15 protein-coding genes and 1 pseudogene are annotated in these 12,915 nt (G+C 45.9%); 7 read left to right on the top strand and 9 right to left on the bottom strand.

The genetic code is table 11. The features are described from left to right. Positions 1-3 precede the first annotated feature (3 nt). Together ptsP and nagE are read left to right on the top strand one after the other, a co-directional pair. Positions 4-1,714, top strand: a pseudogene (gene ptsP / locus SB752_RS24745) (phosphoenolpyruvate--protein phosphotransferase). Between the two features lie 143 nt (positions 1,715-1,857). After that, complete coding sequence (gene nagE, locus SB752_RS24740) at positions 1,858-3,297, top strand: N-acetylglucosamine-specific PTS transporter subunit IIBC (RefSeq protein ID WP_410718168.1); 1,440 nt, start codon at positions 1,858-1,860, stop codon at positions 3,295-3,297. 102 nt (positions 3,298-3,399) lie between these two features. On the opposite strand, the gene SB752_RS24735 is transcribed toward nagE, so the two are convergent. Then, entirely contained in the window at positions 3,400-3,609 is a 210-nt protein-coding gene (locus SB752_RS24735) for a hypothetical protein (protein WP_410718167.1), read from the bottom strand. Positions 3,610-3,645: 36 nt separating this feature from the next. After that, positions 3,646-3,858 (bottom strand): helix-turn-helix domain-containing protein, encoded by a 213-nt coding sequence (locus tag SB752_RS24730; RefSeq protein ID WP_410718166.1) that lies wholly within the window; start codon positions 3,856-3,858, stop codon positions 3,646-3,648. Positions 3,859-4,024: 166 nt separating this feature from the next. Here SB752_RS24730 and SB752_RS24725 point away from each other — a divergent pair, with 166 nt between their 5' ends. Further along, positions 4,025-4,378 (top strand): helix-turn-helix domain-containing protein, encoded by a 354-nt coding sequence (locus SB752_RS24725; RefSeq protein WP_410718165.1) that lies wholly within the window; start codon positions 4,025-4,027, stop codon positions 4,376-4,378. An 88-nt stretch (positions 4,379-4,466) separates the two neighbouring features. Here the strand turns inward: SB752_RS24725 and SB752_RS24720 are convergent, their stop codons facing one another. Next, a complete protein-coding gene (locus tag SB752_RS24720) occupies positions 4,467-4,826 on the bottom strand; it encodes a winged helix-turn-helix transcriptional regulator (RefSeq protein ID WP_410718164.1) in 360 nt (119 codons plus the stop codon). A gap of 200 nt (positions 4,827-5,026) precedes the next feature. On the opposite strand from SB752_RS24720, the gene SB752_RS24715 reads away from it, so the two are divergent. Together SB752_RS24715 and SB752_RS24710 are read left to right on the top strand one after the other, a co-directional pair. Further along, on the top strand, positions 5,027-5,437 hold the full coding sequence (locus SB752_RS24715; RefSeq protein ID WP_410718163.1) for a DoxX family protein: 411 nt from the start codon (positions 5,027-5,029) through the stop codon (positions 5,435-5,437). A gap of 366 nt (positions 5,438-5,803) precedes the next feature. Next, a complete protein-coding gene (locus SB752_RS24710; protein ID WP_410718162.1) occupies positions 5,804-5,974 on the top strand; it encodes a hypothetical protein in 171 nt (56 codons plus the stop codon). 49 nt (positions 5,975-6,023) lie between these two features. On the opposite strand, the gene SB752_RS24705 is transcribed toward SB752_RS24710, so the two are convergent. Further along, the gene (locus SB752_RS24705; protein WP_103109869.1) at positions 6,024-6,467 is read right to left on the bottom strand and encodes an OsmC family protein; all 444 of its coding nucleotides are present in this window, start codon (positions 6,465-6,467) and stop codon (positions 6,024-6,026) included. A 193-nt stretch (positions 6,468-6,660) separates the two neighbouring features. Between SB752_RS24705 and SB752_RS24700 the strand changes: the two genes are divergently transcribed. Beyond that, positions 6,661-7,218 carry a DUF3231 family protein gene (locus tag SB752_RS24700; RefSeq protein ID WP_410718161.1) on the top strand — a complete coding sequence of 186 codons (558 nt, stop codon included), beginning with the start codon at positions 6,661-6,663 and terminating at the stop codon, positions 7,216-7,218. Between the two features lie 52 nt (positions 7,219-7,270). Then, on the top strand, positions 7,271-8,107 hold the full coding sequence (locus SB752_RS24695) for an MBL fold metallo-hydrolase (RefSeq protein WP_410718160.1): 837 nt from the start codon (positions 7,271-7,273) through the stop codon (positions 8,105-8,107). A gap of 152 nt (positions 8,108-8,259) precedes the next feature. On the opposite strand, the gene SB752_RS24690 is transcribed toward SB752_RS24695, so the two are convergent. The 5 genes from SB752_RS24690 to SB752_RS24670 all read right to left on the bottom strand — a co-directional run bounded on the left by SB752_RS24690 (position 8,260) and on the right by SB752_RS24670 (position 12,895). Next, positions 8,260-8,451, bottom strand: a complete 192-nt coding sequence (locus SB752_RS24690; RefSeq protein ID WP_410718159.1) for a YgaP family membrane protein — start codon at positions 8,449-8,451, stop codon at positions 8,260-8,262. 161 nt (positions 8,452-8,612) lie between these two features. Beyond that, a complete protein-coding gene (locus SB752_RS24685; protein ID WP_410718158.1) occupies positions 8,613-10,181 on the bottom strand; it encodes a BCCT family transporter in 1,569 nt (522 codons plus the stop codon). Between the two features lie 22 nt (positions 10,182-10,203). Beyond that, positions 10,204-10,647 carry a RidA family protein gene (locus tag SB752_RS24680; RefSeq protein ID WP_410718157.1) on the bottom strand — a complete coding sequence of 148 codons (444 nt, stop codon included), beginning with the start codon at positions 10,645-10,647 and terminating at the stop codon, positions 10,204-10,206. A gap of 22 nt (positions 10,648-10,669) precedes the next feature. Further along, positions 10,670-11,413, bottom strand: a complete 744-nt coding sequence (locus tag SB752_RS24675; protein ID WP_410718156.1) for an IclR family transcriptional regulator — start codon at positions 11,411-11,413, stop codon at positions 10,670-10,672. Positions 11,414-11,446: 33 nt separating this feature from the next. Continuing rightward, positions 11,447-12,895, bottom strand: a complete 1,449-nt coding sequence (locus SB752_RS24670) for an aldehyde dehydrogenase family protein (protein WP_410718155.1) — start codon at positions 12,893-12,895, stop codon at positions 11,447-11,449. Between the last annotated feature and the right edge of the window lie 20 nt (positions 12,896-12,915).

Below are 12,915 nucleotides of genomic sequence, written 5' to 3'. Positions count from 1 at the left end.
TTCATGTTAACAGGAATTCCCGTTTCTCATGGCATTTCCATTGCACCAGCAGTACGCCTGACACAAAGTGCGCCCACCGCGCAAAAGCCAGTGGATGCACCAGTAGACGTCGCACGAGAGCTGGAGCAATTTGACCAAAGCATAGAGCAAACACGTGCTCAGCTAGACCAGCTGCAAGAGCAGACGAACCTGCAATTGGGTCCAGAGAAAGCAGCTATACTTTCCGCTCATCTGGCTTTTTTGGAGGACCCGGCATTTGTCGGGGAAATGAAGTCACTGATCGAGAGCCAGTCTATCGGCGCTGCTGCTGCTGTTGGGCAGGTCGCCGAACAGTTTATCAGCTTGTTTGAGAGCATGGACGATGACTATATGCGTGAGCGCGCTGATGACATACGCGATGTCAGCCGTCGACTCGTCCGCAACCTGTCAGGGGAAGATTCCTCCATCTCCTTTCCGGAGGAGCCATTCATATTGGTTGCCTGCACATCACACCCACCGAGACCTTGCAGCTTCCCATTCAAAACGTCCGTGGAATCGTTACGGCAAAAGGTGGAGCAACCTCTCATGCAGCTATTCTGGCTCGCTCGCTCGGCATCCCTGCGGTCATGGGTGTAGGTGAACAGCTTATGGCAGAGGTTGAGTCAGGTGGCTTGCTGATTCTGGATGGAGCAACAGGTGAGCTGTATACCCGGCCTGATCGCGATACCCTTTCCCGCTATCAAGAGAAAGCAGCGCTCGAAGCAGCTGAGCGTCAAGCTTACGAGCCATGAGAGACCTTCCTGCTGAAACACTCGACGGACATCGCGTCCAGCTCGTGGCGAACATGGCCGTTCCTGAAGAAGCGGACGCTCTTGTTGAATCGGGCATAGAAGGGATTGGTTTGTTCCGCTCTGAGTTCTTGTTTATGGATCGAAGCAGCCTTCCCGACGAAGAAGAGCAATTTCAGGCATACAAGCGCGTCGCATCTACCTTTGACAACAAGCCCGTCGTCATCCGCACATTAGACGTTGGTGGCGATAAACACTTGCCTGCGCTCGCGCTCGCACAGGAGGAAAATCCGTTTCTCGGTTTCCGGGCGATCCGAATCTCTCTGGCCCGCCCTGCCTTATTCCGGGTACAGCTACGCGCTCTCTTACGCGCGAGTTCATTTGGGCAATTACTGATTATGTTTCCGATGATTTCCCATTTGGAGCAGCTGCGTGAAGCCAAAGAGATGCTAGAGCAGGCTAAGTCTGAGCTTCGTGAAGAAGGCATTTCCTTTGATGAAAACATTGCAGTCGGCATGATGATGGAAATTCCCGGGGCATGCTTACAGGCAGATGCCTTTGCAAAAGAAGTACAATTTTTCAGCATCGGCACCAATGATTTGGTCCAATATACACTGGCTGTCGATCGGATGAACGCAGAAATCGCCGATCTGTACAGCTACTACCATCCAGCCGTTTTGCGCCTGATTTCAACCGTTATTGAAGCGTCTCACCGCGCAGGTATCTGGACTGGACTTTGCGGGGAAATGGCTGGTGATCCGTTATCGACAAAGCTTCTTTTAGGATTGGGGCTGGATGAGTTCAGTGGTGCTGCGTCAGTCATGCCGAAGGTGAAGGAGCGCATTCGCTCGACTACTCTCGAGCAGGCAAAACAGCTGGCGGCGCACGCACTAACCCTTTCTACCGTAGAAGACGTCGTTCAATTTTTAAAGGACGAAACCGAATAATTGGTTTTGTCACCGACCACTTGTAAGTGATTTCATAAAAATTGATCAGAATAGTCCTCTCCTGCTCCTTCATCATTTTCTCCCTACATTCCTAGTGGAGAGCGGCTTTTTGATATACATCTCATTCTAAGGAGGTTTTTCCTATGCTCGCCTTTCTGCAAAAGATCGGGAAAGCTCTCATGCTCCCGGTTGCTACATTGCCAGCTGCAGCGCTGTTGCTCCGCTTTGGCGCCATCAACTACGAAACCGAGTTTCAACTAGGCTCTACTGTTGGTGGATTCCTGAACCAGTACATTGCGCCTTTCCTGCTCGCCGGTGGATCTGCTATTTTCGATAACTTATCCCTAATCTTCGCCGTCGGTGTTGCCATTGGACTTGCGGGAGATGCCGTAGCTGCTCTCGCGGCGGTTATTGCTTACATGGTTCTCACTGCTGTGCTGTCCAAAGTGCCTGCAGCGATGCCTTTTATCGCGGATGATGCAAAGCTGAACATGGGAGTTCTTGGTGGGATTCTTGCCGGTGGAGTAGCAGCTTACTGCTATAACAAATATCACAATATTAAATTGCCAGAGTGGTTGGGCTTCTTTGGGGGCAAACGCTTCGTTCCGATTATTACATCGCTCAGTATGGTTATCATCGGATTATTTTTCGGGATCATCTGGGGGCCAATTCAAGAAGGTCTCACCAGCATGGGTAACTGGATTGTAGGACTCGGCGCGGTTGGCTCAGGTCTCTTCGGATTCTTTAACCGTCTGCTCATTCCATTTGGTCTGCATCACGTGCTCAATGCGATTGCCTGGTTCCAAATCGGTGATTTTACCGATACAGCAGGAAAAGTCGTACACGGCGACCTGAATCGATTCTTTGCCGGTGACAAATCAGCTGGTATGTTCATGACGGGCTTCTTCCCGATCATGATGTTCGCACTGCCTGCAGCGGCTTTCGCTATTATTCATACTGCCAAGCCGGAAAAGCGCAAGGCGATTGCTTCTGTCTTTATCGGTACTGCTCTTGCCTCGTTCCTGACTGGTATTACCGAGCCATTGGAATTTGCATTCATGTTTGCGGCTCCGCTGCTCTACATTATTCACGCGGTATTGACCGGTATTTCCGGCTATATCGTTACATCGATGGGAATCAAGCACGGCTTTGGCTTCTCTGCAGGACTTATCGACTACGGACTTAATTTTCCGCTGTCAACCAATGCTTGGCTCATCATTCCGATCGGTCTGGCATTCGCTGTCGTTTACTACTTCCTGTTCCGTATTCTGATTGTCAAAATGAACATCAAGACGCCAGGACGTGAAGACGACGACATCGCAGCATCCAGCACAGGCAGCGCAGGCACCTTGCAGGATAAGGCTCAAAAGGTGCTCACTCACATCGGTGGCAAAGAAAACATCGTGAGTGTAGATGCGTGCATTACACGTTTGCGACTTGTTCTAAAGGACGACAAGGTCGTGAATGAAAAAGGACTAAAAGATTTGGGTGCTGCCGGAGTCATGCGCCTTGGCCAAGGCAGTGTGCAAGTAGTCTTTGGTACACAATCAGAACTATTAAAGGACGAAATTTCCAAGCTGTAAAAACCGCTAGACGTAGAAACCAGCTCAGTTACGGTAATTGCCGTACCAGCTGGTTTTTTTATTTTGTCCTCCGAATACGGAGTGAATATCTGACCTTTGAATTTATAAATGGCTAGTTTGAGTCCTCTGGGAGCCTAGCATCAGCATGGACGTATGATGTGTGTGCTGCTCCAGCTCTTTTTCAAACTGTCTTAAGCGGTCAAGAAAATCATCGCATGCCGGTTTGCTTTGCGGCGCCATCATTGCAATCTCATAATCTAACGTCTTTTTCCATATTTCCAATTGCCGCTTATTTGCATCCAGCGCATTCAATCGATTCACTCCTTCTCTGGTTATTCATTTGCAAAATTAGCAAATAGAGAAAATAAACAGATCATGCAGTCCGCATTTCAATTTTTTGGCCAGTACAGGCAAATGGTTTGCTTTGAAATCGTAGCTCCCTTTCTCATACTTCAAGTAGGTAGAGGCATTTTTGAAGCCCAGTGATTCTGCCATTTCCTGCAAAGTCAGTCCTTGTTCCATTCTTCGTTTGGCTATATACGTTAGATTAATTTGTTCCATTTGCTACTCTCTCCTTTTTGTAGAAATAGCAAATATTTATGTTATTATGATATCTTTTCCATTTCAACAAAGTCAATACAATATTTGTCATTTCAACAAATGTATTTTTTCCGTTTTGGAAAATTGTTAGAATGGAATTGCCAAAACGAAAAAGGTGGGTCTTACGATGTCCATAGTTGGTCAACGCATTAAGTGGCTGCGAGAGAAGAAAGAGTGGTCCCAAATTCAATTGGCCGAAAAGCTGGGCATACATAATACCGTCTTGTCGCGAATCGAGTCGGGTGAGAAGAAAGGCGTAGATTTTCACTTGATTTCCAGTGTGGCCGATTTGTTTGAGGTATCTACTGATTTTATTCATGGAAAGACAGATAACCCTATCCCCTTCTGGCAGCATGCCTCTGTCCGCGAAGAGCCTGCCCCCTTTTTAGACATCAACGGATTATCTCCAAATGAACTGGAAGAGCTTAAAAAACATATTGAGTTTCTACGATGGAAAGCCCGCCAAAACAGCCAAGAATAGCAACAAAACGCACCAACAAAAGAAAACCCCTGTCTCCAGGGGTTTTCATAATGGCAAGCTTCAGGCATACTCCTGATGCTTTTTTTGGTTATTCATGTTCATCTGCCTTGCTGTTGTCTGCCATTTCGTCTGCATCTAGCTCGATCCAAGACTGTGACCAGTTTTCAATACCTTTAATCACTGGTTCCAGAGCATGCCCCATCTCAGTCAGTGAATACTCTACCCGGACTGGAGCAGAATCCGTAAACACCTGCCGATGGACAAGACCTTCTTTCTCCAAATCCTTTAGCCGTTCAGATAGTAGCCTTCCGCTTACCGGCAGGGCACCCTCCAACGCACAAAAACGCTGCGGACCCGATAGCAACTGGTATAAGATGAGCCCTGTCCAGCGTTTACCGAGCAATTGCATGCCCTTTTCAAACTTCGGACAGAGGGAAGACTGTTTCATAGCTATCACCTCATTCTACTTTCAGTATACCGCTCTTTCCTGATTCCTTCAAAACGAATGATGACTTCTTACCTAATTAATTGCACTTTCCATCGTTTGTAAATTTCGGGAAGTCGCTTGACATATGATCTTATTATTGTATACTTACTAACGAAAAGTAACTTTGTTACTGATTTTAATTCTATCGGAGGTAACGATACATGTCTATGCGTTTTGAATGGAGTGCCCTTATTTTACGCTTGGTAGCAGGTATTACTTTTGTCATTCACGGAATTGCTAAGTTCCAAATGGGTCTGGACAACGTAGCGGGCTTCTTTGGCAGCTTGGGGCTTCCTGCATTTATTGCTTATCTTGTAGCCTTTTTGGAGGTTGTTGGTGGTTTTGCCCTGATTCTCGGCTTGGGTACCCGTATTTTCGCAGGTGCATTGGCAGTAGTCATGGTAGGAGCGATTACTAAAGCAAAGCTGGCTGCCGGATTTATGGGTGGCGAAAGCGGCGCAGGGTACGAGCTGGAGCTGGCATTGCTGGCAATTCTTCTCTCCCTTGCTGTGAGTGGTAGCACGATGCTGGGACTGGATAAAGTTCTGTTTGGCAAAAGTTCCGTTGAATAATTACGGTCAAATATACAAGAAAGCCAGTGAGTAGGCGTAGACCGCCTATTCGCTGGCTTTCCTTTTTATCAATCTTCTATTTGAAACGAGTAGACACAAATAAACAAATAACTCCCAAAGCGGGTATAAGCAAAAAATACAAAGGAAATGCACGATCCAGTACCTCAATGCGCATGATTCCATAGACAATGATCAAATATAAACCCACAATCCTCCAAAACATTGCTCTTTTCCAAAATGGCATGATTATTTCCTCACATGATCCTATACTCTAAAGATGAAAGTATCATTTTCCCATTTCGCACGTCAAATCGGTATGCGCTCAACCTCGATGCACATCCAATAAAAATAGGAGGTATCTTGTTTATGCAGATCTGGGTTTTGGTCGTTCTCATGTTTGGTGGACTCATGGCAGTTGGCGTTATTTTTGATATCGTTCTGAAACGAAGCAAACGCAAGGTTCATATGGACCTAAAACACGAAAATCCAACTGACCATGTATATGATTCGAGGAATAAAGATGACCCTCTGCTTTAAGCTTGCCTCCCTTTTTTCGCGCAAAAAGAAAAGCACCACGCAGGTGCCGTTACTTTTCAATGACAATCCCGTTTAGCTTGAGATTGACTGGATTTGCGATCGTATCTCCAACGGGGCATGTCTTCTCCAAAAATGCAATGAATTCCTCTACCCGTTCTCTCGGAGCGTCTGTCTTGATGTGGAAGGTATATCGAATATCGGAATAGCCACGCCGAACATCCGACTTATTCATAAAGCCATCTGTATCGAGCTCGCCCTCTACTTCCACCCAAAAATCGTCAAGCTGGACATCAAACTTGCCCGCATAAGCTCTGGCAACAATCGATTGGCATGCTCCCAATGCGGAGAGGACGACTTCAACAGGGTTCATGGCGGTATCTGTTCCGCCCAAGCTTCTTGGTTCATCAATCGTCAGCTCAAAGTCTCTGGACCGGGCTTTCACAACCATCCCTTTTTGCAAATGTGCGGTGGCTCTAAAGGTTTCGACAGGCATTTTCTACACTCCCTTACATGAATTATCAGATTACAATATTATATCATATAATCCCAAGTTTTTAGGTATGAATAATCAGTTTTTTTATTTAAGCAATCTCGTTTCACTTATACTGGATAATATTAACCTCATAATACCCCCACTCCTTGTAAACCTTATCAATGGGTTAAAACGCAAAGGTAAGGAGACCCGTATGGACATTAAAACTTTACTAAACAGTGGGAGGATGTTAATGGGAATTTTATCTGGTAATCCTCAAAATGAACCTCTGCATTATGGCGAAGCCTTTGGAGTATGGAGCTATCTTTCTGTAACAAAAGGTTTACTGGCTGGTTATCAAACTTTGATTAACCATACCGGTGATAATGATTTGAAGAACTTTCTGGAAGACCTTACACAAAGCATGAAACAAGAAATACAACAAATTGATGAATTACTAAAAGTAAATGGCGTTGGCCTGCCTCCATCCCCACCCGACCGTCCGATCGCAAATCTTGAAAGCATTCCTGTAGGCGCCCGTTTTCAGGATCCAGAGATTGCTGCCGGTGTTTCAAGGGACATTGCGGCTGGTTTGGTTTCGTGCAGTCAACTAATTGGACAATCGATTCGAGAAGACATTGGAATGATCTTCGGCCAGTTCCATATTGCCAAAGCTCAATTAGGAGCTAGACTACTGCGTATTACAAAAGAAAAAGGTTGGTTAGTTCCTCCACCACTTCATTTGCAGTCTCCTGAGCTCGTACACGCGTAACATTCTCGATAAGCGCTACCAATCGGTAGTGCTTATCTGCATGGAGGTTATTATGGGGCATTCATATATACCAGTAACTTCACTTTCAAGCGGAATAGGGCAAGAGGTTCGACCAGATATTTACTGTCTCTGTATCCAGGTTGTTAACGTCTGTTTCATCGGGAATCCTGCACAACCGCATGATTGGTTCCTTATTGATGCTGGAATGCCAAAGTCGGCTGATGAGATTCTGTCTGCAGCTCGATCACGCTTTGGTAAAAATAGTCCCCCTAAGGCTATTCTCCTGACGCATGGACATTTTGACCATATTGGAGCTGTTATTGAACTGGCCCAGCACTGGGATGTTCCCGTTTTTGCCCATGAATTGGAGTTTCCTTATTTGACGGGTACCTCCAATTATCCAGAACCAGATTCCAGCGTAGAAGGCGGTCTGGTAGCAAAATTATCACCCCTATTTCCAAATGAGGCTATCAATGTAGGAGAGCATTTAAAAATGTTGCCTGCTGATGGTAGTATTCCAGATATTCCTGAATGGCGATGGATACATACGCCCGGACATTCACCTGGACACGTTTCCTTTTTTCGGAATGAGGATCGCTCGCTGATCGCCGGAGATGCCTTTATTACGGTTAAACAAGACTCCCTTTTTAAGGTTTTAACTCAAATACAGGAAATAAACGGACCACCTAGATACTTAACAACGGATTGGAATGCTGCAAGAGAATCCGTAAGAAAGCTCGAATCACTAAAACCGTGCATTGCTGTTACTGGTCATGGTCTCCCTATGTTTGGTGAACAGCTATCATCTGGATTGGAAAAATTGGCAAATGAATTTGACAGCATCGCAGTGCCCGATTACGGTCGTTTTGTCGAGACCCTTCACTCATAAGGGTCACAGTGCTGTAATGATAAAAAAAGCTACGAAATGATGCTTATTTCGGTAGCTTTTTTGTATCCGTGTATGTACGACATCCCAGATCCATTCGCTTATTGTTTTTGCTATTTTCAGCTTTGGTCGGTTCCACGAATTCATGCGAAGGGTTAACGGATTTTGCAGGAATTAATGCCAAGCAAACGATACATGACGCATTTTTGGGTTATTGCAGTAGTCAATAAAGGAAGAGCTAGAAATGCTGTTAGCTTCCAATATCCCGGCAGGAAGTAAATAAGTGATAGTGCTGCGAGCCCGAGAACGATCCGCAGTGTACGATCCCAGAAACCTACGTTTTTCATTGTTACGACCTCCATTAATTTCGTAGAAAACGCTTGAGGTCGATGATACCAGTATACCTATCAGTGCTTCCGTAACTTGATCACAGTACTATCCATTTTTCCTGAAAAAGCTGACGTCCGTTAATCCCGACGTCAGCTTCAGCTTGCTTCTATTCCTTTACCTATGCATTTGCCTTTTCATAAAACTCGTTTTCCTCGGTAGCCTTTTTTTCAACAATTCCCTGCTCCTCCGCCAGTTTTCCTGCCACCTTAGGTGCTACCCAACACATAGGCGCTAAAATGAGTGACACGGGAACAGCTGTGACTACAATAAACGATTGGAGAGCATCAATTCCCCCGTTTCCAATCGACAAAAGAATTGCGGCTACAACACCCATCATCAATGCCCAAAACATGCGCAGGCCGAGTGTTGGGTTATTGTTGCCCGTCACTGCCGCAGATATTGTGTACGCCATCGAATCGGAAGTCGTGATTACAAACAGGATCGTCAAAATCAAAAATGCAGGACCGATAATCGACGACAGTGGCAGGTACTTGGTAATGGAGATCATCGCCGCAGGTAGTCCGGCTTCACTCAAAGGACCCGCTATTAATCCTGGATTTTGTAATTCAAAGGATATTCCGGTTCCTCCAAGAACAGTAAACCAGAAGCAGGTTACAATCGGAGCAATGATCGCCACAGCCATAATAATTTCCTTGATTGTCCGTCCGCGAGAGATACAGCTGATAAAGATCGCCATCATCGGTCCATACCCTAGGAACCAGCCCCAGAAAAATATCGTCCATCCACCTAACCAAGTAGAGTCTCCGCGGAACGTACTCATGGGCATAAATTCCTGCAAATACGTACCAAAGGAAGATATGAAAGCGTTTACAATAAATTCCCCAGGTCCCAAAAATAAGATGAATGCCATGAGCACGATCGCTAATATGACATTAAAATTACTTAAAAATTCAATCCCTTTATGGAGTCCAGTAGCCGCTGAAATGGCTGATACCGCTACGACACTCATAATGATGTATAGCTGTGTCGTGAATGTATCGGGAATCCCCATGATCTCCTGCAACCCGTAGCTTGCCTGTAGACCCAAAAATCCAATCGGGCCAATGGTTCCCGCGACAACTGCCAGAATCGAGAAGGAATCGACTGCTGTTCCCAACCAGCTCTTGGTCATAATTTTTTCGCCAAAAATAGGATAAAGCAACGTTCGCGGTTTTAGAGGCATCCCTCTATGATAGTGTCCATACATAATCACGATTGTACTTAGCGTTCCAAGAATCGCCCATGCCAGGAAGCCCCAATGCATAAAAGACTGTGCCAATGCTGGATTTACTGCCTGCTGTGTACCTGATTCAATTCCTGCGAAAAGCGGTGGCAAGCTCGTAAAGTGATAAATGGGTTCTGCGGCGGCCCAAAATACGCCACCCCCTGCCAGCAAGGTCGTCATCGTCATTGCCAGCCACTTGAACGTGGTGAATTCAGGACGATCCAATTTCCCCAGCTTTACCTTTCCATACTTCGAGAATGCCAAGAATATCGCGATGAAAAAAGTAGCCAACAGGAGAACTTGCCAAAACGCGCCAAAATACTTAATCGACAAAGCGAACGAGGAATTAACAAACGCTGTAACTGCGTCCATACTGATAGCCGCAACGATGACAAAGATCAATAACAATCCACCGCTTATCCCAAAAACAGGCCAGTCCACTTGGAAATTCCTATTTTTCATCCTGCTCTCCTCCCGCTTCCATCTATTCGACTTCAACAACCATTTCGAGTTCAATTGCCGCGCCTCTTGGTAAAATGGCTCCGATCGATGTTCTCGCATGTGTTCCGATGGCCTCACCAAATACCGATACCATTAAATCAGAAGCACCGTTCATCACCTTGGCATGAGAGGTAAAATCCATCGTACAATTAATGAAAGCGAGTACCTTCACAAACTTTTTGACTCGTGAAAGATCACCGATTTCTTGCTTAATCGTCGCCAACGCCTGGAGAGCCGCTTCCTGTGCTGCTTCATATCCCTCTTCAATCGTGAATTCCTGCCCTAATTTGCCCACATAGCTATAGGAAAGATTTCCTGATAAAAACAAGAGATTTCCTGTTTGCACCGCGAGTTCATAGTTTCCACCCTTTTCTTTTTTCTCAGGCAATGTGATTCCTAATTCGATTAATCGTTGTTCCGGCTTCATCCTTTTCCCCCATCTCCTTCATTTACTCAAAAGATTCTGAGATAGAACGTGTTACCCGCAGCAGCACTGGTACAAATGCTTCCATGGTCTTTCGATTCCAGCGAAATACAGGACCAGATACGGATATCGCTCCGATTACGCGCTTATTTTGATCAAAAACCGGTGCGGACAACGCCCCTACATTTGGCGTTATCTCTTCCTCATTGGTGGAATATCCATCCTGAACGGTTTTCTCTAGCAATACTCTGATTGACTGTTGCTGTTCAACCGGCAGTGGAGACAAGACACGCTCTTGAATTTCTTCACTCATAAAAGCGAGAATGGCTCTCCCGCTTGCTCCCAGATACAGAGGGTGCTTTTTCCCAATGCCAACACTGCGTCGAATCTCTTGATTGCTCTCCACTTCCATCGTACAAACTCTGCTGCTCCCGCTCGGCACATAAAACCCGACTGTTTCTCTGATATCGTTGCGCAGGTTTATTAGCCATGGCTCAACCAGCGGAGCAAGGGGCATCTCGGTCATAATTTTATTGGCGTATTCGAGAAAAATGGTTCCCAATGAATAAAGCTTGGTGCGAGGGTCTTGAAAGACAAGACCCTCCAGCTTTAGGGTGGTCAGTAAACGATGCACGATAGTCGGTGATAACTCCAGACTGCGGCTAATGTCATTCAATCCTTGAGGACCTGGAACTGCATTTAAATAATTGATGATTTTGATAGCACGCAAGACAGTAGATGATGTTTCAGACTTCGGTTTCGTTTCCATTTTCCCAATCCCCCAACAAATCAAATCTATTTGCTAACTTTTCACGTAAATGGTTTTCCAGTGGCAATAAAAGTCGACTGCTTCTTTGCCGAGCTCTTTATTAATTCCAGTGCTGGAGCTTTTAAATCCGCCGAATGGTGCTTGATAGGACGTTCCTGTGGTTGTCATATTGATTTTCACTACACCCGCTTCGATTTCACGCGAGCATTTTGCCACCCGGCTTATATCTTTTGTGCAAACAGCGGAAGACAACCCATATTCTACATCATTTGCAATATCAATGGCATCATCTACAGAAGCTGCTTCCATTACGCAAAGCACAGGACCAAATACTTCTTCCTTTGCGATACTCATGTTTCTGTTTACATTGCCGATAACGGTTGGATTCACATAGTAACCGTGCTCGGTTTCCGGATTTTGTGGAACATCTCCCCCAGCCAAAATGATAGCTCCTTCAGCTATGGCACCTCGAATAGCCTCCAAGGTAGACTCTAGCTCCCCGGCATTGGCTTGTGGTCCAATATCCACGCCCTCAGTGAAAGGATTTCCAACTTTGATTTGCTTCGTTTTTTCTATTAATTTGTTCGTAAAGGACTGCAATACAGTGGATTGAACAATCACTCTGCTTGTAGCTGTACATGCCTGCCCCGTTTGTCCGAATGCCCCACGAACTGCCAGATCCACTGCTTCATCCAAATCGGCATCATCGAGTACAATCAACGGGTTTTTTCCTCCCATTTCAAGCAGTGCCGGTTTCATATCCTTGCTAGCCTCTGCATAAATGAGTCGACCTACATTAGTAGAGCCCGTAAAGGTTACGGCTTTAACTGCCGGGTGATGAATCATTCCTGATACGAGACGCCCTGGCCCAATCATCATGTTAACGACCCCGTTCGGCAAGCCGCACTCTTCGATGATTTCCAACAGTTTGGTTGCCACCACTGGTGTATCTGAAGATGGCTTAAAGGCAATCGTGTTGCCCGCGACTAGTGCAGGTGCGATTTTCCAGGCGGGGATGGATAATGGAAAATTCCATGGCGTAACGACCAGCACTACTCCAAGCGGCTCCGGAACTAACTGAATCTGGATATCCGGGCTATCTGAAGCAACCAATGTTCCATTCAAACGAGTCCCTTCTCCCGCGTAAAATCGGAAAATATTGACCGCATACGCCACTTCTTTTCTTGCATCTGCGATTGTTTTTCCCATTTCCCTGGAAATTACGTGTGCTAGCTCTTCTTGTTTCGCTTCCATTTTATCTGCTATTTTGAACAGGAACTGTCCTCTTTGTGGTGCAGGTACTAGCTTCCACGTCGGGAAAGCCTCTTGCGCTGCTTCTATTGCCGCCCTAGCGTCCGCTTCTGTTGATTGCGGAATTTGTGTAATCACTTCTCTTGTATCAGCCGGGTTGATATCCGGAATCGTGTTTGTTCCTTGCGGCGATACCCATTTGCCCTCAATAAAATTTTTCAAAGTTTCCATCCTGCGCTCCCCCTGCTCTA

The organism is Brevibacillus sp. SIMBA_040, assembly GCF_046535075.1.
Lineage (GTDB): Bacteria > Bacillota > Bacilli > Brevibacillales > Brevibacillaceae > Brevibacillus.
Note: the sequence above shows the minus strand (reverse complement) of the source record. Positions and strands in the feature narration are given on the sequence as shown.

Bases quoted from the DNA above. Each gene is read 5' to 3' on its own strand.
- nagE (WP_410718168.1), top strand. From the start codon at position 1,858: ATGCTCGCCTTTCTGCAAAAGATCGGGAAAGCTCTCATGCTCCCGGTT.
- SB752_RS24730 (WP_410718166.1), bottom strand. From the start codon at position 3,858: ATGGAACAAATTAATCTAACGTATATAGCCAAACGAAGAATGGAACAA.
- SB752_RS24725 (WP_410718165.1), top strand. From the start codon at position 4,025: ATGTCCATAGTTGGTCAACGCATTAAGTGGCTGCGAGAGAAGAAAGAG.
- SB752_RS24720 (WP_410718164.1), bottom strand. From the start codon at position 4,826: ATGAAACAGTCTTCCCTCTGTCCGAAGTTTGAAAAGGGCATGCAATTG.
- SB752_RS24715 (WP_410718163.1), top strand. From the start codon at position 5,027: ATGTCTATGCGTTTTGAATGGAGTGCCCTTATTTTACGCTTGGTAGCA.
- SB752_RS24710 (WP_410718162.1), top strand. From the start codon at position 5,804: ATGCAGATCTGGGTTTTGGTCGTTCTCATGTTTGGTGGACTCATGGCA.
- SB752_RS24705 (WP_103109869.1), bottom strand. From the start codon at position 6,467: ATGCCTGTCGAAACCTTTAGAGCCACCGCACATTTGCAAAAAGGGATG.
- SB752_RS24700 (WP_410718161.1), top strand. From the start codon at position 6,661: ATGGACATTAAAACTTTACTAAACAGTGGGAGGATGTTAATGGGAATT.
- SB752_RS24695 (WP_410718160.1), top strand. From the start codon at position 7,271: ATGGGGCATTCATATATACCAGTAACTTCACTTTCAAGCGGAATAGGG.
- SB752_RS24690 (WP_410718159.1), bottom strand. From the start codon at position 8,451: ATGAAAAACGTAGGTTTCTGGGATCGTACACTGCGGATCGTTCTCGGG.
- SB752_RS24685 (WP_410718158.1), bottom strand. From the start codon at position 10,181: ATGAAAAATAGGAATTTCCAAGTGGACTGGCCTGTTTTTGGGATAAGC.
- SB752_RS24680 (WP_410718157.1), bottom strand. From the start codon at position 10,647: ATGAAGCCGGAACAACGATTAATCGAATTAGGAATCACATTGCCTGAG.
- SB752_RS24675 (WP_410718156.1), bottom strand. From the start codon at position 11,413: ATGGAAACGAAACCGAAGTCTGAAACATCATCTACTGTCTTGCGTGCT.
- SB752_RS24670 (WP_410718155.1), bottom strand. From the start codon at position 12,895: ATGGAAACTTTGAAAAATTTTATTGAGGGCAAATGGGTATCGCCGCAA.